At 42.5% G+C, this 22800-nt stretch carries 20 protein-coding genes; 4 read left to right on the forward strand and 16 right to left on the reverse strand.

Annotation, left to right across the window (positions count from 1 at the left end; all coding sequences use genetic code 11):
• Nucleotides 1–102: 102 nt before the first annotated feature.
• Nucleotides 103–1518 carry a hypothetical protein gene (locus C4B60_RS17605; protein ID WP_104059345.1) on the forward strand — a complete coding sequence of 472 codons (1416 nt, stop codon included), beginning with the start codon at nt 103–105 and terminating at the stop codon, nt 1516–1518.
• Nucleotides 1519–1621: 103 nt separating this feature from the next.
• On the opposite strand, the gene C4B60_RS17610 is transcribed toward C4B60_RS17605, so the two are convergent.
• Both C4B60_RS17610 and C4B60_RS17615 read right to left on the reverse strand, forming a co-directional pair.
• Entirely contained in the window at nt 1622–2473 is an 852-nt protein-coding gene (locus tag C4B60_RS17610) for a DegV family protein (protein ID WP_104059346.1), read from the reverse strand.
• Nucleotides 2474–2822: 349 nt separating this feature from the next.
• The gene (locus C4B60_RS17615) at nt 2823–3605 is read right to left on the reverse strand and encodes an SDR family NAD(P)-dependent oxidoreductase (protein ID WP_209020110.1); all 783 of its coding nucleotides are present in this window, start codon (nt 3603–3605) and stop codon (nt 2823–2825) included.
• Nucleotides 3606–3939: 334 nt separating this feature from the next.
• Here C4B60_RS17615 and C4B60_RS17620 point away from each other — a divergent pair, with 334 nt between their 5' ends.
• Entirely contained in the window at nt 3940–4608 is a 669-nt protein-coding gene (locus C4B60_RS17620) for a Type 1 glutamine amidotransferase-like domain-containing protein (RefSeq protein ID WP_104059432.1), read from the forward strand.
• 116 nt (nt 4609–4724) lie between these two features.
• On the opposite strand, the gene C4B60_RS17625 is transcribed toward C4B60_RS17620, so the two are convergent.
• The 10 genes from C4B60_RS17625 to C4B60_RS17670 form a co-directional block, all read right to left on the reverse strand.
• Nucleotides 4725–5561: an SDR family oxidoreductase gene (locus C4B60_RS17625; protein WP_104059347.1), complete on the reverse strand. Its 837-nt coding sequence runs from the start codon at nt 5559–5561 to the stop codon at nt 4725–4727.
• A gap of 11 nt (nt 5562–5572) precedes the next feature.
• Nucleotides 5573–6631, reverse strand: coding sequence for a mannonate dehydratase (gene uxuA / locus C4B60_RS17630; RefSeq protein WP_104059348.1), 1059 nt, complete (start codon nt 6629–6631; stop codon nt 5573–5575).
• A gap of 17 nt (nt 6632–6648) precedes the next feature.
• Nucleotides 6649–7269, reverse strand: a complete 621-nt coding sequence (locus C4B60_RS17635) for a bifunctional 2-keto-4-hydroxyglutarate aldolase/2-keto-3-deoxy-6-phosphogluconate aldolase (protein WP_104059349.1) — start codon at nt 7267–7269, stop codon at nt 6649–6651.
• A gap of 13 nt (nt 7270–7282) precedes the next feature.
• Nucleotides 7283–8302, reverse strand: coding sequence for a zinc-binding alcohol dehydrogenase family protein (locus tag C4B60_RS17640; protein ID WP_104059350.1), 1020 nt, complete (start codon nt 8300–8302; stop codon nt 7283–7285).
• 14 nt (nt 8303–8316) lie between these two features.
• Nucleotides 8317–9588, reverse strand: coding sequence for a TRAP transporter large permease (locus C4B60_RS17645; protein ID WP_104059351.1), 1272 nt, complete (start codon nt 9586–9588; stop codon nt 8317–8319).
• A complete protein-coding gene (locus C4B60_RS17650) occupies nt 9588–10085 on the reverse strand; it encodes a TRAP transporter small permease (RefSeq protein WP_104059352.1) in 498 nt (165 codons plus the stop codon). The genes C4B60_RS17645 and C4B60_RS17650 overlap by 1 nt, the downstream gene beginning before the upstream one ends.
• Before the next feature lie 64 nt (nt 10086–10149).
• Nucleotides 10150–11142 carry a TRAP transporter substrate-binding protein gene (locus C4B60_RS17655; RefSeq protein ID WP_104059353.1) on the reverse strand — a complete coding sequence of 331 codons (993 nt, stop codon included), beginning with the start codon at nt 11140–11142 and terminating at the stop codon, nt 10150–10152.
• An 18-nt stretch (nt 11143–11160) separates the two neighbouring features.
• On the reverse strand, nt 11161–12192 hold the full coding sequence (allD, locus tag C4B60_RS17660; protein ID WP_104059354.1) for an ureidoglycolate dehydrogenase: 1032 nt from the start codon (nt 12190–12192) through the stop codon (nt 11161–11163).
• 11 nt (nt 12193–12203) lie between these two features.
• A complete protein-coding gene (locus C4B60_RS17665; RefSeq protein WP_104059355.1) occupies nt 12204–13160 on the reverse strand; it encodes a sugar kinase in 957 nt (318 codons plus the stop codon).
• Nucleotides 13161–13182: 22 nt separating this feature from the next.
• Entirely contained in the window at nt 13183–14184 is a 1002-nt protein-coding gene (locus C4B60_RS17670; RefSeq protein ID WP_104059356.1) for a LacI family DNA-binding transcriptional regulator, read from the reverse strand.
• Between the two features lie 367 nt (nt 14185–14551).
• Here C4B60_RS17670 and C4B60_RS17675 point away from each other — a divergent pair, with 367 nt between their 5' ends.
• Both C4B60_RS17675 and pssA read left to right on the forward strand, forming a co-directional pair.
• Nucleotides 14552–15370: a YheC/YheD family protein gene (locus tag C4B60_RS17675; RefSeq protein WP_104059357.1), complete on the forward strand. Its 819-nt coding sequence runs from the start codon at nt 14552–14554 to the stop codon at nt 15368–15370.
• A gap of 269 nt (nt 15371–15639) precedes the next feature.
• Nucleotides 15640–16326 carry a CDP-diacylglycerol--serine O-phosphatidyltransferase gene (gene pssA / locus C4B60_RS17680; protein ID WP_104059358.1) on the forward strand — a complete coding sequence of 229 codons (687 nt, stop codon included), beginning with the start codon at nt 15640–15642 and terminating at the stop codon, nt 16324–16326.
• A 186-nt stretch (nt 16327–16512) separates the two neighbouring features.
• On the opposite strand, the gene C4B60_RS17685 is transcribed toward pssA, so the two are convergent.
• From C4B60_RS17685 to C4B60_RS17700, 4 genes are read right to left on the reverse strand one after another with little or no spacing between them, the layout of a single operon-like run.
• Nucleotides 16513–16809: an RNA polymerase alpha subunit C-terminal domain-containing protein gene (locus C4B60_RS17685; RefSeq protein ID WP_104059359.1), complete on the reverse strand. Its 297-nt coding sequence runs from the start codon at nt 16807–16809 to the stop codon at nt 16513–16515.
• 43 nt (nt 16810–16852) lie between these two features.
• Entirely contained in the window at nt 16853–17743 is an 891-nt protein-coding gene (locus tag C4B60_RS17690; protein ID WP_104059360.1) for an ROK family protein, read from the reverse strand.
• On the reverse strand, nt 17740–20250 hold the full coding sequence (locus C4B60_RS17695) for a beta-mannosidase (protein ID WP_245154043.1): 2511 nt from the start codon (nt 20248–20250) through the stop codon (nt 17740–17742). The genes C4B60_RS17690 and C4B60_RS17695 overlap by 4 nt, the downstream gene beginning before the upstream one ends.
• Nucleotides 20247–22787, reverse strand: a complete 2541-nt coding sequence (locus tag C4B60_RS17700; protein WP_104059362.1) for a beta-mannosidase — start codon at nt 22785–22787, stop codon at nt 20247–20249. Before C4B60_RS17700 ends, C4B60_RS17695 begins: the two co-directional genes overlap by 4 nt.
• Nucleotides 22788–22800 lie beyond the last annotated feature (13 nt).

The following is a 22800-nucleotide window of genomic DNA, read 5'->3' on the forward strand; positions in this document are numbered from 1 at the left end:
GATAGTGATTTTTCTTTCTTGTGAGTCACGGTCGAACCTCATCCCTCCCTCCTATGATAGGATAGATTGTGACATCTATTTAAGCAGACAGGAGTATCCGGGATGAAACAATTCGCTAAACGGGGATATACCTTATTCATTTGTTTGTACATTTTTATGTATTTTTTCTTTTCTTTTACCCAGGGGGAAGCCATTGCGCCTTCGCTGTCTTTAATTGGCATGGCAGCCTTTATCCTTGGTTATTTTTTTCTGCCCATTAAGCAGGCTTCCGTTTCTATTCTTTTATTTTCGATTGGTGTAATCATTCATCTTGTATCCGGCACCTCTTTGATTGATTCGGGAATATCCGGATTTACTGTTATGAGCGGATTGATCGCGCTTTTACTGATCGTTCCGGTTATCAGCTGGGTGCTTGAAGAAAAGCCTTATATTGAATCCGTTATTCATTATGCGCAGCGTCTTCTTAATACGAGCCGAAAATTCTACTTTGGCATGCTGATGATTACACAGATCATCTCTTATTTTTTGCTGTTTGGGGCTATTCCGATGGTGTATGGCATGATAAACGGTTTTTTGAGCGACCAAAAAGGAGAAGCTTGGGAAAACTACAAAGGAACGGCTTTGCTGCGTGCCTTTGCCTTAACTACCATGTGGGTTGTCAGCATTCCCAGCTTTATTTTTGCAGTGGATGCACTCGGCGCTTCATTGGGGTTATCGATTTTGCAGGGTTTTTGCATCTCGTTAGCCGGTGTGATGCTCGCTGTTCTTTTTTCCTATTTTCAGGAGCGTCATTACGGGGTTGACCTGACAGCAGGCATTCAGGAGCAGCTGGAGAAGATTAGCGGCGGATTAAAACAGGACTCGAACAGAAATCGCAACGTAATCGAATTTTGCTTCTTATTTATTACGCTCTTCGGTTCCATTTTTCTTTTAAATGGGCTATGGAATGTGAGCCTGCTGCTGATTATTCCAATCGTTATCGTGGCCTGGGTCATCCTGTATTTTCTTATTACTGTAAAGATCGCTAGCGTCATTGAAAACGGAAAAAACTATGCGAAAACCGGCATTCCAAATAAAGCCCAGCAATTCTCCATCCTGCTTGCTGCCGGATTTTTAATCGATTCAGTGGACCAATCAGGCTATGGAGATTATCTCGTCGATGGACTGCTTTATATGACCGATGCTGTTCCGTTTTTAAACTTTCTCTTAATCCTGCCTTTTTTGGTGATTTTGTTAGGATTTATCGGCCTCGGACCGTTGACTGTCATCGTTCTGGTAGCGGGAATTCTTCAAGGAGTCAACGTGCCTTATCCACCCGAACTCATCGTGCTTGGGATTACCTCCGGAAGTGTCATATCCATCATGCTGTCACCACTGGTTCTGCCAACGATCGTATTGAGTTCAGTGAACCGGCTCAGTATAGTAAAAAACAGCATCGTTTTTAATTACAAATACGCGATTGCGTTTTATGGGATGACACAAGTTTATATGCAGAGTGTGATTCTGTTTTTCTTATAGTCTTTGAACGCTAATGATAAATGAAGATTCCCAGTCAGAAAAATTGCCTGCCCTCATATGTCGAGGACAGGCATGTTTAATTTTGCAGTAAAGCTGGACCAGACTACTCCTCTAATCCCGCTATCCCAAAACCACCGGCTCCGGAATGAGTCGAGATCATCCCGCCTGCCTGGATCCATCTTACATGTTGAAAGCCGTTTTCTTTAGCCGCCGCATCCATTCGTTCTTTGACCTTCTCATCAAGGCCGATGGAGTAAATGAAATACAGCTGCTTCCGATCAATCGGAAATTCTTTCAAATAATCACTCAGTAGTTTTTCAGAAGCTCCGCTCATATTTCCTCGATACTTCTTTGTGGACATCAGCTTTCCATCTCTTAACTCAATACATGGCTTTATTTTTAACAGACCACCGATTAAAGAAGCCATATTACTTACCCTTCCTCCTGCTTTAAGAAACTCAAGACTACCCGGGATAAAAGCAAGTCTTGACTTAGGAATGACAGCCTCTATTTTTACAGCCAGGTCCTCAGGCGAAATGTCAGGTTCTTTTTGAAGTAAATCAGCGGCATACAGGACAATCGCAGCTAATCCGCCAGTAACATTCAGGGCATCAATAAGAATAATGTTGTCAAATTCTTCTGAAGCAATGACCGCATTTTGAAAAGAGGATGACGCTTTTGATGTATAGCCGATATGAATAATGATACAATCCGGGAACTTTTCTTTAATCGTTTTAAAAAAGGTCTCGTACTCGTGGGTATTTGTAGCAGTCGTTGTGGGGATTTTCTTGGTGCGGCCGTAGTAGTCATAAATATCTTCAACTGGCAGGGAACCGTCTAAGTAATCTTTTCCGTCCATTATGATGTGCATTGGAACGACCTGGAGATCGTATTTTTGGACTAAATCCTCCGGCAGGTCAGCACCGCTTTCAGTCGATAAAATGATCCTTCGCATATTCTTTCCCCCTTGATTTTAATGAAGTCCGTGACACATTGGGCTTTCTACTTTAACTATACAGGAGAAAACCAAATTAATGATGATGAACTTATCTATTTAACAAAAAATATGTAAGTGAACTATAACTAAAAAGATGATAGAAGCGGTAACTAAACTTATTTAAGACCATGAGGTGAACGGAGCGGAATGTGGCGACTCCAGCGGGATCTAGCGGGAACTTGAGATCCACTTGGGAAGCAAGTTAGCTCAAGCCCCGCCCCGCGGAAAGCGTCCACATGAAGCGCAGTGAACCGGACTAAGAGGATGAGACATAATAGTCCCAACCCTTTTAACCTTCCCACCACATCTACGGACGGGTCTTCTCGGCATGGATAGCGGCCTTTTCTGTTTCTGATGTTGTCCGGTTATCTTCAGCTTCCTTCTTCGTTTTCTCATCTCCGCCAACCACATGATCGATGTCGTTCATGAGTGCCTCGTATCCTTGTTTTGCGACGAGTTCTTTGTCATTTTTACTAGAAGAGCCTATTTGAGTATCTCCCATCCCTGCATTGGCGTGGAAGTTTGTATCTGTAGCGCCAGGCAGCAGCGCGGTTACCGTGACGCCTGTTTCACGAAGCTCTTCGCGTAGGGATTCAGCGAATGCGAAGCCAAATGCTTTAGATGGTCCGTATACCGTTTCATAAGGTGTCGGTGTTGTGGCTGAGATAGAGGAAACAATGAGAATCTTCCCTCTGCTATTTGGCACCATATGATGGACGACCCGTTTTGCCAGGTGGACAGTACCTGTGATATTAATCGAAATTAACCGCATTTCATCTTCAAGACTGGTCTCAAGAAAAGACCCTCCGCCAATTCCGATGCCAACATTAAGGACCGCTGCTTCAACCGGCCGGTCAAGGTCGCTGACAAAGTCCCAAAACCCTTCTACACCTTCATATGCCGCGGCATCAGCTTTATGCGGGTACGCCTCAACGCCGAGTTCCCGTATTGTTTCGGCAGCCTCAAAAATCCTGTCACTTGAGCCGGTAATGGCAAGATCGTAGCCATCTTTTGCAAATAGTTTAGCCATTTCAAAGCCCAGGCCGGATGATGCCCCTGTAATTATCGCTAGTGAACGTTGCTGTGTCATATAGCATTCTCCTTTATGGTTGATTTCAACTAAATGTAAGGTTTTATCAATAATCATTTTGACTAACCTATTCCTCTTTGAAATCTTTTTAAACGTTATCCAGCCGCTCTAAAAAACGAGTAGAGGTTTCTTCCAAACTTCCACTTTAATACTTATCTTTTCTATAACATTTTTGTAAAATTAAAGTAATGAATGAACAGTGAACTAAGGCGGCCATCTAATGGTTATGTAATTTTTTTAAAGCCTTGTGAAAAACGAGACTTCGGTCTTCAGGGAGGAAAAATGTATGTCGCATCATTATTCAGAAGGTTCAACGTCTATGGAGAAAACCGGAATGAAACTGCTGCTTACTTCTGCCGGGATTAGAACTCCGCGGATCCACGACGCACTCGTCGATCTGCTTGGCAAGTCAATTTCTGAAGCCAGTGCCCTTTGCATTCCCACCGCCATGCACGCCAACCGCGGGGGTCCTGGTCAGGCATGGCGATGGGTCAGCGGGCAGGAGCCTGGAACTCCTATGGTCGAATTGGGATGGAAGTCTCTAGGGGTACTTGAACTCACTGCTTTACCAAGCCTTGATAAAGAGCATTGGGTTCCTGTTGTTAAAGAAACGGATGTACTGTTAGTAGGAGGCGGCGATCCAATGTATCTATGTCATTGGATGCGCGAGTCCGGTCTTGCGGATCTCTTGCCTTCGCTTCAGAACTTGGTCTATGTAGGAATGAGCGCGGGAAGCATGGTCATGTCACCAAATATAGGGGAGACATTTGTCGGCTGGCGTCCGCCGGCAGGAAACGATAAAACGCTCGGTTTCGTGTATTTTGCTATGTTTCCACACCTGGATCATGAAATGCTGCCGTATAATACAATGTCCCATGCAGAAAAATGGGCTGCTGGGATGTCGGTGCCATCGTATGCAATCGATGATGATACGGCCATTAAAGTAACGGATGAAGGCATCGAGGTAATTTCTGAGGGGCATTGGAGGCTGTTCAATGCTTAACTACTGAAGTCTGAGGGGCATTGGAGGCTGTTCAATGCTTAACTACTGAAGTCTGATAAACAAAGATCCCTCAAGGGCAACTCTCTGCTTTTGAGGGATTTCAAATTCCTTATAAATTAAACGCCTGAATACGCCATAAAACCACCATCTACAGGGACTGTGATTCCTGTGACAAAGCCGGAATAATTCTCGTCGATCAGCCAAAGCATGGTGCCAATCAGATCGGATGGCTTACCAAAACGCTTCATCGGTGTTCCAGCCATAATTTTACCTGACCGTGCTGTTAGGCTTCCATCTTTATTAAGTAAGAGGTTTTTATTTTGCTCCGTTAAAAAGAAGCCTGGCGCAATTGCGTTCACTCTTAGATTCTGCTCGGCAAAGTGAACAGCCATCCACATCGTGAAATTATTAATCGCTGATTTTGCTGCACTATAGGCAGGAACCTTTGTCATGGGAGAAAAAGCGCTCATGGAAGAGATATTTAGTACAACAGGAGATTTCTGCTTTAAAAGCTCCCTGCCAAATACCTGGCTCGCTAAAAAGGAACCGGTAAAGTTACTGGCAAAAACCTTTGAAAATCCCTGTTCCTCCATATCAAAAAATGACTTCCCTGCCGCCTCATCATCATGAATTTCGCTTTCGGTTATGGCATCAGGATGATTTCCGCCTGCGCCATTAATCAAGATATCGATCCGGCCAAAATTCTCGATGATTTGTTCTTTTGCTTTTTCGAGTGAATCTCGGTCCAGCACATCAGCTGCTATAGCAATTGCTTCTCCGCCGTTTTGTACAATTTCATTTACGACTGCCTGGCCTTTTTCTTCTGTACGATTGATAATAACAACCTTGACTCCTCTTTGAGCCAGCTCTCTCGCCATTTCAGAGCAAAGCACCCCGCTGCCTCCTGTAATGACAGCTGTCCGTCCAGCAATATTTTCATGAGTTGATAACATAGTGACCTCCCCTATTTTGACTGATGAGCATCCCATAATCCGTGCAAATACATAATTCCTAATGCCCGGTCGTACAGCCCATACCCCGGTCTGCATTCTTCATCCCAAATATGGCGTCCATGATCAGGACGAACATAGCCGGTGTATTGCTGATCAGACAATTGGGCTACCACTCCATTTAGATTAATAGAGCCATCCTGCGTATAATGAGAGGTTTCCACAAAATCACCATTGTCATAGATTTTAATATTACGAAGATGAGCAAATGGTGAATATTGTGCATATTTTGATGCGATGTCGACCATATCATTTTCAGGGTTCGCACCCATTGACCCTGTACAGAACGTAATGCGGTTTGATGGAGAATCTGAAATGCTCAGTAGTCGTTCATAGCTTGCTTCACCCGTAATAATACGAGGCAGTCCAAAAATAGACCACGGTGGATCATCCGGATGAATGGCCATTTGAATGCCATGTGCTTCAGCAGTTGGCAGAATGGCGTTCAGGAAATAATCCAGGTTCTGCCAAAGCTGTTCTTCATCCATTCCTTTATACGCCGCAAACAGCTCCTCAATTCTTGCCATTTTCTCCGGCTCCCAGCCAGGCAGCGTCAGCTCAGATGCTGAAGCGACTGTATTGATTAACTCGATCGGATCAAGCGACTCAATTTTTTCCTTTTCAAAAAACAGAGCAGTAGAACCGTCCTCGAGCGGGTGGTGCAGCAGTGTGCGCGTCCAGTCAAAAATAGGCATGAAATTATAGCAAATAACCTTAACACCCGCTTCACTCAGGTTTTCTATCGTTTTTTTATAGTTTTCAATATACTGATCCCGTTCACTGTTTCCGAGTTTAATCGACTCATGCACATTTACACTTTCAACAACATCTGCATGAAAGCCGAAGGACTTAATATAATCCACTTCTGATTTTATTTCGTCTTTTTTCCAGACCTCACCGACAGGCTTTTGGTGGAGCGCCCATACAATTCCCTTTGTACCTGGAATTTGTTTAATTTGCTCCAATTGCACTGTATCGTTATTCCGTCCGTACCATCGAAACGTCATATTCATGCGATCGCCTCCTCTGATTACCCTAATTTAGTTAAGTATTCCTGTACGAGCTTAACTACTGCATCCTCACCTGCTGAACGATAAGCCTTTGTTAAATCACTTCCAATTCCAACGGCCACTGCACCGGCATCAAGCCACTCATTCATATTATTCAGGTTAATACCGCCTGTTGGCATGACACGGACATTTGGCAGCGGACCATTTACAGACCCGATAAAGGATGGGTCAAATCCATTGGCCGGGAAAAGCTTAAGGATATCACTGCCATATTCCATTGCCTGGACCATTTCTTTTATCGTCATACAGCCAGGGAAATAAGGAATACTGTACCGGTTGCAGGTTTTCGCAATCTTCGGATCAAAATGCGGGCTGACAACAAACTGTGCGCCATTTAAAATCGCATGTCTTGCCGTTTCTTCATCTAATACCGTTCCAGCTCCGATTAAAGCATTCGTTCCTGCAAAATGCTTAAACACATCCTCCACACCGGGAGTCGTATAGGTTAATTCTATGGCATTTAAGCCTCCTTTTACAGCGGCTTCTGCAATGGCTGCAGCTTCCTTCGCATCTTTACCCCGAACAACTGCGACAATCTTTTCTTCTAAGAATTTCTGATAAAATTCTATTTTTGAACTCAATGTCCCACACTCCCTACTCGAGATTAATTAATGCTTTACGTACTTTTTCCGGGTTATTCTCAACAAAATTGAAGGCTTCCTGAACGCGATCAAGCGGAAATTCATGCGTAATAAGGCCGTTGGCTTTCAGCTTTCCTGTATTAAGAAGCTCGATTACTTTTCCAAACTGGTTGGTCTGTAATCTGGAACCTACAATCGTGATTTCTTTTTTTGTAATCGGCAATTGTGGAAGCGCTGATGGACGTTCATCAAAACCAAGGATCACAACGCTTCCTGCTGGTGTCACAAGCTCCAGGCTCATTTCTACAGTAGAAGGCAGACACACCGCATCGATTACGATGTTCACACCCTGATTTTCAGTAAGCTCAAATAAACGATCCTTAAGGGAATCCTTCGTTACATTAATAACGTGATGAGCCCCATTATCTTTCGCAAATTGAAGTCTTTCATCATTTAGATCCGTCATAAACACCGTAGCGCCTTGAATTAACGCCATTTTCAGGATACAAATGCCAATCGGACCGCTTCCCTGGATTAAAACAGTATCGCCGGCTTGCACATTGCCTCTCCAAACTGCCTGAGCGCCAATCGTATAAGGCTCAGCCAATACCGCCTCATCCCAGCTCAATTTTTCATTGATTACATGAACCTGCTTTTCGGGTAGCACAATGTATTCCCGCATTCCGCCATCCTCGTGTACACCAAAAACGGATAGCTTCTCACATACATTTGGGCGGCCTTTGCGGCAGGCAAAGCAGGTGCCGCAATAGCTGATCGGTTCAACAACAATGTGATCTCCTGCTTTAACTCCCTTAACATTTTCACCCGTTTCAACGACCTCACCGGCTACTTCATGCCCGACAACTCTCGGATAGGTTGCAAGAGGATTTGTCCCGTGGAAAATATGCATATCTGAACCGCAAATGCCGACACGTTTAACTTTTATTAATACTTCATCCGCATTTTGAATGACTGGTTTTGGCTGTTCAATAATATTCAACTGATTTGCTTCCAACACTTTTACAGCTTTCATTTTCGATTATCCTCCTATTCAAATAAACTCGGCAGGAACAGCGTAACCTGAGGAACAAAAGCCACAAGCATAAGGATCGCTAGACTGACTCCTATAAATGGTAAAAGCTCAATCGCTGTTTTCCCTATTGGGACCTTACCGATCTGGGAGGCGACAAACAAACATACCCCCACTGGAGGTGTTACGAGACCTATGACTAAATTCAAGACCATCATGACACCAAATGTGATTGGATCCATTCCAACCTGCAACGCCACAGGCAGCAATACCGGAAACAAAATAACAAGCGCTGCGATCGTTTCCATAAATGTCCCAACGAATAGTAAAAGCAGATTCACTAACAGAATGACGATAATGGCATTTGTAGATACACCTAAAATAGAATCAGCCACTAATTGCGGAATTTGCTCACGCACCATAATCCAGCCAAATAAATTTGCAAACCCGACAAGCAGCATGATGGAAGCTGTACTGGTCATCGAGGACAGCATGATTTCAGGAATTTTTTTGATTGGCAGTTCTTTATAAACAAATATCCCAATAACAAACGCATATAAAACCGCAACGATCGAAGCCTCAGTCGGCGTAAACAGTCCGCCCAGGATTCCATATAAAATGATCACGGTCATTAAGATTGCCCAAAAAGCACCAGTGAAGCTTTTCCATATCGCTTTAAACGATTTGCGCTCCCCTTTTGGGTAATTACGCTTAACCGAAATCAGATAAGTAGGAATCATTAACCCAATTCCTAACAAAAGACCTGGAACAGCCCCTGCTAAAAACAGATCACCAATTGACAAAGAGGCAAGCGTTCCTACAATAATGAGTGGCAGAGACGGAGGAATCATTGGACCAACAGTTGAGGATGAAGCGGTTACTGCTGCTGAAAACCCAGGTCCATACCCCTCTTTTTTCATTGCTGGAATCATCACAGAACCAATACTTGCGGTATCTGCCAAAGCTGTACCTGAAATACCGGCAAACCCCATTGAAGACCCTACATTCGCTAACCCGAGGCCTCCTCTTATATGACCGAAGCAATTATTGGCAAAGCCCACAATTCGATCTGTAATACCTCCTGCGTTCATTAAATTACCAGCCAGGATGAATCCCGGGATACATAATAGAACAAACGAGTTTAATCCGCCGAACATTCGCTGGGGAATAACGGTCAAAGGGATGTCAGCAACAACAAGGTAAATTAATGAAGAGAGTCCCAGACTAAACGCCACAGGTACGCCTAAAAAGATTAAAACGATAAAAGAAATAAACAGTAACGCAGCCATTAAAACTCCTCCCCTTCATAATGCCTTTTAAATTCCTGATCATTTTTTAATAGATCAATAATCTTCAAGACAGAATAGAAGATTAGAAATATACTCATCATCAACAAGGCTGCATGGATAACGGATAATTTAAATGGCATTGTCGCTGAAGCCTGATTATTTCCAATCAACGTAAAGCTATACGATTCCTTCACCATGACACCGCTAAGGACGATGATGGACAAATAAATTAACGTCTCATAGTACTTACGGAAATGATCAGACATCTTTGTTAAGAGAAGGTCAACATTAATGAATTCATTTCTTATCAATGCCAAAGGTGCTCCAAAGCAAATGGCATAAATGAACAAATAACGAGTCAGCTCTTCTGTCCAGATAAAGGAAAAAGGAGCGAAACGGGAGATAATCTGTACCGTGATAATAACGATAACGCCAGTGAAACTCGCAATCGTGAGAACGCTTAATATCAGGTCTATAATGCTCCTAAACTTTTTCATTCAGGTTCCTTCCTCTCATAATAGAGAGGCACAATTGGCAGGAGCGCCAAAAGTGCCTGACTTATTATTCAACATCCAAAATTTGATTGTAAAGCTCAAGCTGTTCATCATCGAGGGATGCTTCAATGGCTGGCATCATGGCTTCACGGAACGCATCCTGATCAACATCAACAAATTCCATCCCGCTATCCATTAGCTCTTGTTCGATGTTATCAATCTCAGATTCATAAAGCTCATCACCCAGCGCTTGTGCTTCTTCAGCAGCATTCTGTACGACTTCTTTCAGCTCATCAGACAGTTCATTGTATTGCTCATTTCCAACCAAAATATAGATCCATGAATAGACATGCTCTGTACGATTTACATAATCCTGAACCTCCGCTAACCCTCCGCTTTGGATTAAATCAACAGGATTCTCCTGCCCGTTTATAACGCCTTGCTGCAGGCCTGTAAATACTTCATTGAAATCCATTACCTGAGGTGATGCACCAGCAGCCTGCCAAGCATCTAGAAATAATGGAACGTTAGGAACACGCATGCTGAATCCACTTAAGTCATCAGGAGATTCGATTGGCTGGTTTGATGTAAGATTTCTTGGTGCACGTGTGTGATAATAAAGAGCTGTAAGACCTGCTTGATCCTGAATCTCACTTTGGATTTGGTCCCCGATTTCTCCTTCTACGACAGATTTCACATGATCAAGATCTCTAAATGCATAAGGAACGGCCATTAATGCTGCATTAGGAGCCCAGTTCTGTAAGGTTTCACCTGAAATAACCATGTCTGCTGTACCCGATTGAATCGCATTGATCGTATCTGTTTCCCCACCAAGAGAGTTGTTAGGGTAAAGGGTAATTTCGATTTGTCCATCTGAATTTTCTTCAACTAATTCTGCGAATTTTTCAGCCGTCTGGTGCCAGATATGGTTTTCATCGGCTAAATGACCAAAACGCCATTCAATTTTGTCTCCTGAATCACCGCCTGCGTTGTCATCTGAACCACATGCCCCTAAAAGTAAAGCTGATGCAAGAACCCCTGTAAATAATTTGTTTTTCATGTATTTTCTCCCCTTAAATTAGTTTTTCACAAACTGATCGTTATTTTTTAAAAATTCATACGTCGTTTTCGCAATCTCAATTCCTTCAGCCAGATTCTTCTCTTCTTTCTTCTGCTCAATCTCACCTGGCACCATCACCTGCTGGCCTTCAACTGCCGGAGGAACCTGACGAAGCTCCTGAATCATCCGGTCCATTTGCTCTAAGAATGTTTCCTTATTCGTAAAGTAAGACGGGTTAATCACACAGAAATAATGGCCAAGCTTTCTCTTTTTATCAAGATCGCCATACATTTTTGTGATGTGAGGACCAAACGCCATGCCTGCCAGCAAGCCTGAGAAAATATCAACGATGACAGACAGCCCGTACCCTTTTGGACCTCCAAATGGTGTTAGCGATACCACTTTTGAAGGGTCTGTTACATCCCTGCCGTTCTCATCAACTCCCCAGCCGCTCGGGATTTGCTTGCCTTCTTCCTTATGCTGCAACACCTTGCCAAGAGCTGCGTTTGACGTTGCCATATCGAGAATAAATGGCTTTTCTGTTTTAGCAGGTACACCGTATGCAATCGGGTTAGTCCCTAAGAAGGACTCTCTCCCGCCAAACGGAACAACGATTTTGTCTGTATGTGTCATGGCAATTCCAATTAACTCATGCTCTGCTGCCTCCTGAACAAAGTAGCTGAGTGCCCCGCAATGACTGCTATTAATAGCTGTGACCATTCCGATTCCGTTTGTTTCGGCCATTTTAATGGCTTCTTTCATGGCTCTGTCTGCTACGAGATGACCGAATCCATCGTCACCATCCACTACACCTGTCACAGGACCGCTTGCGTTGAAGGAGATAGCTGGTTCAGGGTTAATCCCCCCAGCTGCTAATCGTTTTAAATAATGCTCTGTTCTCAATGCTCCGTGAGAATTCACACCGCGCAGGTCTGCGTGAATCAATACATCTGCAATCTTTCCTGCATGCTCTTCGCTAATTCCCGCTCCAGTCAGCTGATGAATAATCAATTCCTGGACTTCACTATGTGAAACCGTAACTGTAGACATTAGTGTTCCCCCTATCTTTCTATCATTTTTTTATTATCAATAAATGCCAGAACATCCTCTAAATATGGCAGTCCCTCGTTATCGCCGGAGACTGTAGTAACTAGTGCACCTACAGCATTGGCAAACCTGAGAAGCTGCTGCGTCTCATAATGATTCAAATATCCATAAAGATAGGCCGCGTCAAATCCGTCTCCTGCACCAACTGAATCGATCGGCGTCACCGTAAAACCGGAATCACTCGTCCATTCACCGTTTCGGCAAAGCTTAGAGCCTCTGCTGCCGTCTTTTATCACAAGGTCTTGGATACCAAAGCCCTCTGTATACGCTTTCAATTCATCCAATGATTCCTTGCCTGAAATCAGTTGAAGCTCATCCAATCCTGTGAGGATGATATCCACATCCGGTAAAATGGTTTCAATTACTTCTTTTGCTTTTTCGGCACTCCAAAGCTTAAGGCGGATATTGGGATCAAAGGAGATTGTAAGCTGTTTTTCCTTTGCAATTTTGATGATTTTTTTTGCTATACTCAGATGCTGATGGTTAACCGCCAAATAAACGCCTGTGAGATGGACTGCCTGAATCCCCTCAAACAGTTCCTCTGTAATATCTTCCTCTTTAAGCGAAGTTACCGGTGAAGGGTCACGGTAATAAAACGTTTTGCCGTTCCCATTTCCCTGGATTTCCTTAAAATTCACAGAGGTAGCAACGTCCTCTACAAAGTCTACTGCTGAAACATCTACCCCTTCACCCCGGGCAAAGTTATAAATCACCCTGCCGAATTCATCTTTCCCCAACCTGCTTATCCACTTGCTATGCATTCCTAAGCGTGAACACCCAATGGCGAAATTCATTTCTGCTCCGCCAACCTTGCGTTCGAAATTAGTCACATACCGAAGCGGCCCTGTTGACATAGGGTTCATGGTTATCATGGCATCCCCTATTGTTAATACACCAAATTCACTCTGCAATTGCCGACACTCCTTCAAAAATTTAGATAGATTTCCTTTTAACCAAAAACGGTGTATACCGCTGCTCTTTATAAACCTCTTCAAACTCTTTGTTCTCAATCATTTTTATTAGGATTTCAGCCGCATCCTTCCCCATTTCAAAAGTTGGCTGCTTAATAACCGTGATCGGGGTATTGGCAATTTCAAGGAATGGCGAGTCATCGATGGTGATGACACCAATATCGTTTGGAATCTCCAGCTGATTGGATTTAATAAATTTTAATAGTTCGATTAAAGATAAATCATTCGCTGCATAAAAAGCTTCCGGCTTTTCGTCTTTCCAGACCTGCTGTAATTCACTTACAATGTCATGCGGCTCTTTTGCAATGATCCACTTGTTCTCAAACTCTAGTCCCTGCTCCTGCAATGCTTTTTTAAAGCCCTCAATCCGTTCTACACGGGGGGTAACATTTTTTTCGATTGAAGTGGATACCATCCCGATCTTTTTCCTGCCGCTTTTCACAATTTGTTCGACAGCGATCCTTGAAGCGCTTTCATTATCGAGTAAAAGAGTAGGATAGATCGTCTGGTTGATCCGTCTATCCATAAAGACGATTGGAAAGTTAGATTGCTTTAGCAGGGGGTAAAAATCGTTGTTTCCGTTAGTGGGAAAAATAATTAACCCATCTACTTGTTTAGCTAAAAGCATTTCAATATAGGCTTTTTCTTTCTCCGGCTGATCATCCGCATTACAAACGAATAAATGAAATCCATTTTTTCCACACTCATCTTCAATCGAACGGATAATTTCGGTTGAAAAGGAATGTAGAATATTTGCTACGATGACGCCAATCGTTCCGGTTTTCTTCTGCTTTAAACTTTTTGCTACATAATTTGGGATATAACCTAATTCTTTAATTGCCTCTTCTACCCTAAGCTTCGTACTCTTTGCCATATACTCATAACGGTTATTGATATACTGGGAAACCGTGCTTTTTGAAACGCCCGCCTTCACCGCAACATCCTGCATTGTTACCTTTTTCATAGTCTGACTTCTCCTAAACCGGTTTAGTAAATCGATTTAGTTGTAGTATAGTGCAGGTAAATTTAAATTTCAACCTTTTTTAGAAAATTCATTTTATAATATAAAAAGAAATAAAAAAGGCATTTTTATTCTTAAATAGGATATTTTTCAATCCTTAGGAGATAGATAACCAACCTCTATATGTTCAAGTAACATGATTTAAAGCCATCATCATTTAGTCTTTTTTATTACGTGGCATGATGATCCCTGGACAGATGAACAAGCAAATTATGTGGTGGTTACATACAATGATGCAGCAAGAAATTATGGGTTTTATCGGGATCTGGTTTGTAACAATAACCAACTTATATAAAGGTAGTGAACGATTGTGCAAATAACCAAATGGAAGCAATACAAAATCTTAATGGAGGACCCGGAATTGCGGGTTTATCTTCCTGTCACCAAACGGTTTAGTGAATGCACACTCTGGGAAATGGTCAAAGAGTACAAAGTTGTGATGATCAAGCCGAGCCGGGGGCGTCTGGGGTTTAATATTTACCAGGTATCCCAGCTTAATGAAGTAGAGGACCTGTATGAAGTGCATCATGAAGGGTCAATCATAAAGTTTGCAGGCAAGGATGAGACCTATTCCTTCATAAAGAGTAAAATCAAGCCAAACCGGTATATTGTACAGCAAAAAATCCACCTAATCAGGGCTGAACAGCGCCTGATCGATTTTAGAGTGATGGTTCAGCGCAGGCGAAATAGCCCAGACTGGTATGTCACCGGAAAGTTCGCCAGGCTGGGGCTTTTGCGATACATCGTCACCAATGCAGCCAAGGACATTCTTACTGTTGAAGACGCCATGCAGAAAACTTCCCTTAATTCTGGGCAAATTAGAAAAGCCATAAAAGTAATGGATGAGATCGCCTTGTCCGCCATTCCCCATTTGACAGCCATCAGGCCGGAAAGCAGAGTGATAGGCTTTGATTTTGGAGTCGATGAGGACGGGAAGGTGTGGATCATTGAAGCCAATTTTAAGCCCATGGTTTTTCCCTTCAAAATGCTTGAGGACGATTCAATGTACAAAACCATTGAGAGTTTCAAGTACGGGAAAGAGAATGACACCAGAAGAGAAAACCACCTGCCCGAACAGAACAAAATTTATGAATATGTCAAGAAACAATGGCAAGCTGCTAAGAACTGATTGAGTATTATCTTCAAAATCAAAAAGACTGCTCCCTGTCTGTAAGGAGCAGTCTTTTTGAAATTAACAAAGCTGAATAGATAGTGGAGGGAAAGCCATCTTATTTGAAAAAAACAGCCTGTTAATACCGTACATTTTCTAATCAAGTATCGCATAGTTTTTTGGGAGTTATGCAAAATCCCCCCTTCTTTCCTTCAGTTTGTTAAAATAAGGGGTAATAAACTCTTTTTGAAAAAGAGAATGTTGAGAAAACGCAAGGATGTGTTGGAATGATTAAAAGGAATATCCCTAATTTATTCACCCTAAGCAATTTATTATTTGGGTTTCTATCAATAGGGCTTGTCTTACAGAAGGATTATCAGAATGCTTCCATTATGATCCTTGCGGGGATGATGTTAGATAGCTTAGACGGAAGACTCGCACGGAAGCTTGGTGTAGAAAGCACATTCGGGAAAGAATTAGATTCCCTTGCTGATATTGTCACATTCGGCGTGGCTCCTGCGGTATTGATCTACAGCACTGCTTTTAGTGAATTTGGCATTCTTGGCATGCTTATATCAGGGCTGTTCCCTGTCTTTGGCGCCATTCGCTTAGCCAGATTTAATGTAGATAAAACACCGGATAACAAGTATTTTACCGGTGTTCCGATTACAGCAGCCGGAGGACTCATCGCTTTATTGACAATCTTCCAAAACTTCCTCCCGGATGTTGCCATTGCGGTAGCGCATACGTTCTTATGTGTGCTGATGGTTAGTTCAGTTAAAATTCCGAGTTTAAAAAGCGTACCGATTCCGAAATACGGCACCATTGTAACGTTATTTTTGATCTCCCTTCTCGCCGTTGCCTTTTATACAGGCAGATTTGGGATCTCACTTGCATTTGCCATTCCTCTTTATGTTTTGTATATGAGCGTAAATTTATTTTTGAAAAATAAGCGGAAGAATGAGAGGGAGTAGAGCTGTCCACGAAGAATTTAAAGTAGAGAAAGCCTTATAGCTCTTATTTAGATATCATAATAAGGGGTTGAGACAACTAGTGTGTCTCAACCCCTTTTATCCTGTTCACTGCGCTTCAGATAAACGCTTTCCGCTCCGTTCACCTTAGGTTTCTATAACGAACAGTCACGAAATAATGCATTTTCATTATGTTCTAAGCTTAAAAGATAAACCTTCCTCTTTCAACGCTGATTTAAGCTTCGGTATTGATGCGGGTCCCATGCCATGAAACTTCAAAACCTCTTTTTCGCTGTAAGTGGATAACATCTTTAAAGAAGTCACACCATTGTTCTCCAGGGCTCTTCTGGCTGGTGCCGCTAGTAAGGAAAGAAATCCATCTTCGGGTTTACGTTCCGCTTCGCAGATTGGACAGGTGGGACAATCTCTGCTTTTATGATAGTTATGCCCTTTGTCGCAAGTCCGCAGATTTTCATTTGAAGTCATGGCCGTCATCTCCTTGTTTACCTCTTGTTATAGAAGGTACCTTTTACTCATTGACGAGAAACGATGCACCTATGACTCCTGCCAGTCCTCCTAATGCTGCAGGTCTTATGTTGATTTTCTCTCGCAGCCCGGGATAAACAAATTCTTTTATTTTTTCCTTCAGTGGTTCAAGAATCATTTTCTCAGATTTCATAACACCTCCACCTATAACAAAGATTTCAGGGTTAATAATATGAGTGATATTGGCAATACCGATTGCAAGGGAGCTGACAGTCTCCTCGATAATGGATAATGCTTCTTGATTCTCTGCATCAGCAAGTCTGAAGACCTCGGATGCATCGTGGACCTGAAGCCGCTCTTTTCCTACTCTTCCAATGGCCGTTCCGCTAGCATGTCCTTCCCATGCTCCTCTGTTAAGACTGGAATGACGGTAGCCGGCGGGATTGATAATCATATTCCCTACTTCACCTGCATAACCCTGCGCACCTTCAAAAATTTTTTCCTTAAAAACGAAACCTCCCCCAATTCCCGTACTAACAGTTAGATAAAACACACTTTCATATCCTTCTCCGCTGCCAGCTCTCGCTTCTGCAAGTGCTGCTGCATTAGCATCATTTGTGAGGAACGTATTTACCTGAAAATGTTCCTGGATAAAGCGGACAATTCGCACATCATCCCACCCCGGCAGATTAGGAGGGCTCAGAATAACCCCTTTTTGGGAATCCAAAGGACCGGGGGCTCCAATCCCTATTCCAGATAGGGGTCTGCCCCCTTTTATCATATTAATCATATTGATCATTTTATTAAGTGTATAGCTGTATCCTTTTTCTACTTCAGTGGGCTCGCTGAGCATTTGAAGGATTTCCCCTGTATTATCTACTTCTGCTACCCGTAGATTCGTTCCTCCAAGGTCTACACCGATGTTTACTGTCAATTGGATGACACCTGCCCATATGCTTCCTGATTGCTGCTTTCATGAACACTCATATCGTAAATACTTCGGATATTCAGCTGCTCTTTAAATGTATTCAGGGTTACTTCTTTGTTTATACTGTTTTTTTCTGCAATGATGGTTACTTTTCTATCCGGTGAAAGATCTACAAAATTATCACTGAATACGCAATCGTTGTCTGTCATGTCAAGCTCAACAAATTTAGCGTACGATTGAGAGGAAAGAACAATCTCAAATGCATCCTGTGTTTCACTCACGGCTGCTTGAATTTCAGGATCAATGAAGGTAAAATGCTTAGGCTTAACAAAAAGATGTGTGACATTACTAATAACCTTATCATTTACTTTTAGGCTGCATTCAAGGTAGGTCTGCCGTTTCTGGGTAGCTGAGACATTCTTTAGGAAGGACAGAGTATCGCATCGTTCTGCTGACAGACTGCTCACCTGGCGGCTAATACGTCCTCCAGTTATCTCCTCCCCGTTATTTTTCTTAAGCTTCCATTCTATTTCTGCACTTACAGCTTCACGTGTATCATTCGTTACATGAATCTCAACATTTTCTCCCTCTTCACGGACTGACAGCAGCAAAGGCGCATAGAATTTACGGGCAAAGTAATGGAGAGCCTTCCATCGTCCGTAATAGTCAATCGAGCTCCATGAGGCGACCGGCCAGCAGTCATTCAGCTGCCAATAAAGCGAGCCCATGCAGCGTCCCCGGTTTCTTCTCCAGTGTTCGACGCCGTATTTAATCGCTTCGACCTGAAGCAGCTGTGAGGCATAAATAAGTGATTCAAAATCCTTTGGATAAAGAAAGTTTTCAGAAAGGTAGAATAGAATTTTCCCGTTTGCTGCACCGTTTTTTTGATGTTTTTCCATGACACGCGAAAAGATATTCCGATCTTCAGGCTCTGTAAAAGTGTCGATCGTTTTTATGGAAGGGAAGGACTGAAACCCAAACTCCGAGCAGAAGCGGAAGTGATATTTTTCATACTCAGTGAATGGCTTAAGCCCGTGCCACACCTCCCAGTAATGAACATCTCCACGGTTTGGATCGCGCGGTTTATCAAAACCTCCTCCCGAAGAAGGGGAAGATGACCAGTAAAATGTTTCAGGGTCATGTTCTTTTAAAAGCTCCGGAATAATGTATTCAAACAGCTTAATATAATCTGCTTTTCTTTTCGGGTCATTTGGCATCTGCTCCCAGTGCTCCCAGCCTTCTTCGATTTCATTATTCCCGCACCAGATTCCAAGACTCGCATGGTGGCGCAGCCGTTTGACATTATCGATGACTTCGTGAACAACTGTATCTCTAAACTCATCATTTAAATCATACGTACTGCATGCAAACATGAAGTCCTGCCAGACAATTAGTCCGTACTCGTCACATAGTTCGTAAAAGTATGATTCAGGGTAGATTCCGCCTCCCCAGACTCTGAGCATATTATAATTCGCATCAACGCAATCAGTGATCAGACGCTTCGTTTTTTCTCGTGAGTTCCGTGCAAGTAAATTATCCTCCGGAATGTAGTTGGCACCCATGGCAAATAGGCTTAACCCATTAACTTCAAATTCAAAGGATTTGCCCCACTCATCCTTTTCATGCTTCACACGGATTGTACGGAGCCCTGTTTTTATCGTTTTTTTATGGACCGTCTTACCCTCTGAAAGAAGCGTGACTTCTGCTGTGTAAAGCGGCTGCTTGCCATATCCATTTGGCCACCAGAGCTGAGGCTGCTCAACCTTATGTGTAATTTCTTCAGTGAGTGCTACATTCTTTTTGGTAGTACTTTCGCTTTTGCCATTAGGGTCTGTAATCGTTACCTCCATATCAAACGCCTGGCCTGTCAGCTTCTCCAAACCAATGCGGAAATTAAGCATGACTGATTCCTCATGATGCTGTTGGGTAATATACACATCATCAATTCTCCCTTTTGAATAGGAAGTTAGATTAACATTTCTCCAGATACCGAGGTCAGGCATTCTTGGTCCCCAGTCCCAGCCGAACATGCTATGACCTTTTCGAAGATGCGGGTACCCTTCTTCAGCATCAGGCACTCCCCACAGAGCAAGTTCTTTTTGTTTCTCCTTAATATAATTTATAGGGGATTTCAGCTTTACTGAAAGATGGTTCTCACCTGTATTCAGCAGCTCTTTTACTTCAAATTCATACATTCTATGCATATTATTTGTATGGCTGATCAGCGAACCATTAAGCTTTATCTCTGCTAATGTATCAAGCCCCTGAAACCTCAGCTTAATTGAATCCTCATTTATCATTTCATCATCTAATGAAAAAGACGTTTCGTACAGATAATCCTTTGAGGCAATTTCAATAGCCTGGTCTTCATTATCTCTGTAAAAAGGATCTGAAATTCGTCCGTTTTGCAGGAGATCATTCATAACAGATGCGGGAATTTCAGTCTGGATCGGCTGCTGAAGATCATCATAGGTTAATATCCAATTGCGATTAAGTTCAATTGTTTTCATCATTGTCCCTCCGCTCCTTCAGATTTACTGTTTAGTGCACGAATTCTTATTTTTTCAAGGTCTACTTCTTTTCCGTTTAATGCAGTAAACGTAACGGTTTTTTCCTCCCCTGCTCTCAGGTCAAAGAAATTATCAGAACAGATAACCTCCTCCTGTTGAATATCCAATTTCACGAATCTGGCGAAGGAGTCTCCTCCGTTAATCGTCACGCTTTTTTCTGTGCTATTTTTAGAGACTTTGAGATTCGTACTCTCATACCGCATCTCTTTAAAATCTCTTAGATGAATAATATTTTCAGGAAATCGGTTCTGTTTTGATTGTAAACTGACAAATACTTCTTCTGCAGAATGACCCTGAAGGATGACACTTTCTTCTATTTCTTCTAGCTGTTCAACCTGGTTTCCTTTAACGCTGTAAGGCAATTCCTTAGAAAAAATAACCTCTCCACTAAATGTTTCTGCAGTGGCGACCAGAACATCGTCAATGGCATCAGGGTAATCGTTTATGACTGAAATACTGACCGGTTTTCCTGGGTCATGGTCAGCTGTTGCTGCAACAGGTGCAAAGAACTTTTTCGCATAATAGAAGGAAGCCTTTGGCAGGAGCTCATAATCGATCAGAGACCAGCTCGTCCCTGGCCAGCAGTCATTGTGCTGCCAAATAAGAGCACCGCTCGTAAATGGCTTGTTTCTTCTGTAATGCTCGATTCCATACTTTAACCCTTCCGCCTGAGTGAGCATGGAGTAATTAATGTACTCATCAATCGTTTGAGGAATGTCAGTAAACCCTTCCATTAATAAAATGCCTTTTTCATGAAAGTTATCTTTATTACGATAAGACATTTCTACGCTTTTCCAGTAAAACTCGCCTTCAGGTATATATTTTTCTAATGTAAAACGGTTGGCCGAAGCATGCATGCCGAATTCACTTGAGAAGCGTGTGAAATCGGTTTTGTAATTTTTGTACGATACACCTTCTTTAGATATGTCCTGCACCACAGGGTCCCCAGTTTTTCTTGGTTTAATATTCCCATGCCAAACCTGCCAGTTATGCTTATCCCCGATACTTTCCGCATTAAAATCCTCGTCACTTTCAGTGGCAAAAGGAGAGCTTGGCCAGTAAAGACGGGTCGGGTCGAGCCTGCCAAGAATATCTGGAATTAGTTCGTGATAAATATTTCTTCCGTAAAAAGGAGTCGTGACTAATCCGCTCGAAAATTTCATGTCATAGATCCAGTCAATCTCGTTATTTCCGCACCATAGCGCAAGTGAAGGGTGTTTTCGCAGTTTTTTCACAACAGCTTCAATTTCTTCCTCCACTGTCTTCATAAAATCTTTGTTGTAATCAGGATAGAGGGCATTGGCAAACATGAAATCCTGCCAAACAAGCAGCCCCAGACGATCACATTCTTCGTAGAAAACATCTTTTTCATAGATTCCTCCGCCCCATACACGGATCATATTCATATTGCTTTCTTTTGCAAGATAAAGCAGTTTTTTGTATCTATCATTATCAACTGCCCCAAGGAAGTTATGGACCGGAATCCAGTTTGACCCTTTAGCAAATAGTCTTATGCCATTCAAATTAAATGTAAACAGATTTTCACCATTCTCATGCTTCATATCAACATTAATGGTACGAATGCCCACTTTTTGCGTATACGTGTCAAGCTCTATACCGTTCTGATCTTTTAAGCTGACGGTGCAATCATACAAAAAAGAGTCCCCGAGATCATGGGTCCACCAAAGCTTAGGATTATTCACTGTCAGCCTAATCTCTGTTTTACTTTGATGGATTTTCACTTCTTCCTTCACTACTGCATCCCCATCACTCAACGTCACAAGCGCTGTGAGAGCATCCTTATTGAGGAAGTGACGTTTCAGATTAAGATCGATATGAAGGTCTGCCTCTTCTTCAGATAAAGAAGCAGTATGAACAAATATATCTCCAAGCCGTGTTTTACTTTTTTTAACGATATTTACCTCTTTCCAGATCCCTGCAGTAACGAGTCTTGGTCCCCAGTCCCAGCCGAAATTCATCGAGGATTTTCTCGCCCATAAACGCTCCTTTCCGTAGCTGCACCAATAGTCTTTTTCTTTTAGGCCGACATGTTTTGATAGAGGATCAAATCTGACAGCGATAACATTTTTTCCGTCTTCCAGTTCTCTTGTAATATCAAAGGTATGCTCGATAAACATATTTTCTGTGGATCCTATTTCTTTCCCGTTCAAATAAATAGTTGCATACGTATCGAGCCCCTGAAAATTCAGTTCAATGATTTCCTGATCCTGATGATCTAAATTCCAGTTAAAAACGGTTCTATACCACCATTCCTTCTCTTCTATCCAGCGGCATTTCAAGTCATTGTGACCAATAAAGGGATCCTCGATCAGCTTGTGCTCGATTAAGGTTGAATGTACGTCCCCAGGAACTTTTGCTGTCATCCAGAAGTGATCGATATAGCTTACAGCTGCAATGGTCAGAGGGTTTTCACGTCCCGGATCAAACGATTGCAGCTTCCAATTTGATAATGTAATCATATGTACCCTGCTT

The sequence above is a fragment of the Jeotgalibacillus proteolyticus genome, assembly GCF_002926065.1.
GTDB classification, from domain to species: domain Bacteria; phylum Bacillota; class Bacilli; order Bacillales; family Jeotgalibacillaceae; genus Jeotgalibacillus; species Jeotgalibacillus proteolyticus.

Coding starts and splice junctions, on each gene's coding strand:
- pssA (WP_104059358.1), top strand. CDS start 15,640: ATGATTAAAAGGAATATCCCTAATTTATTCACCCTAAGCAATTTATTA.
- C4B60_RS17620 (WP_104059432.1), top strand. CDS start 3,940: ATGAAACTGCTGCTTACTTCTGCCGGGATTAGAACTCCGCGGATCCAC.
- C4B60_RS17700 (WP_104059362.1), bottom strand. CDS start 22,787: ATGATTACATTATCAAATTGGAAGCTGCAATCGTTTGATCCGGGACGT.
- C4B60_RS17640 (WP_104059350.1), bottom strand. CDS start 8,302: ATGAAAGCTGTAAAAGTGTTGGAAGCAAATCAGTTGAATATTATTGAA.
- C4B60_RS17685 (WP_104059359.1), bottom strand. CDS start 16,809: ATGACTTCAAATGAAAATCTGCGGACTTGCGACAAAGGGCATAACTAT.
- C4B60_RS17605 (WP_104059345.1), top strand. CDS start 103: ATGAAACAATTCGCTAAACGGGGATATACCTTATTCATTTGTTTGTAC.
- uxuA (WP_104059348.1), bottom strand. CDS start 6,631: ATGAATATGACGTTTCGATGGTACGGACGGAATAACGATACAGTGCAA.
- C4B60_RS17625 (WP_104059347.1), bottom strand. CDS start 5,561: ATGTTATCAACTCATGAAAATATTGCTGGACGGACAGCTGTCATTACA.
- C4B60_RS17610 (WP_104059346.1), bottom strand. CDS start 2,473: ATGCGAAGGATCATTTTATCGACTGAAAGCGGTGCTGACCTGCCGGAG.
- C4B60_RS17670 (WP_104059356.1), bottom strand. CDS start 14,184: ATGAAAAAGGTAACAATGCAGGATGTTGCGGTGAAGGCGGGCGTTTCA.
- C4B60_RS17650 (WP_104059352.1), bottom strand. CDS start 10,085: ATGAAAAAGTTTAGGAGCATTATAGACCTGATATTAAGCGTTCTCACG.
- C4B60_RS17615 (WP_209020110.1), bottom strand. CDS start 3,605: ATGACACAGCAACGTTCACTAGCGATAATTACAGGGGCATCATCCGGC.
- C4B60_RS17645 (WP_104059351.1), bottom strand. CDS start 9,588: ATGGCTGCGTTACTGTTTATTTCTTTTATCGTTTTAATCTTTTTAGGC.
- C4B60_RS17695 (WP_245154043.1), bottom strand. CDS start 20,250: ATGATGAAAACAATTGAACTTAATCGCAATTGGATATTAACCTATGAT.
- C4B60_RS17655 (WP_104059353.1), bottom strand. CDS start 11,142: ATGAAAAACAAATTATTTACAGGGGTTCTTGCATCAGCTTTACTTTTA.
- allD (WP_104059354.1), bottom strand. CDS start 12,192: ATGTCTACAGTTACGGTTTCACATAGTGAAGTCCAGGAATTGATTATT.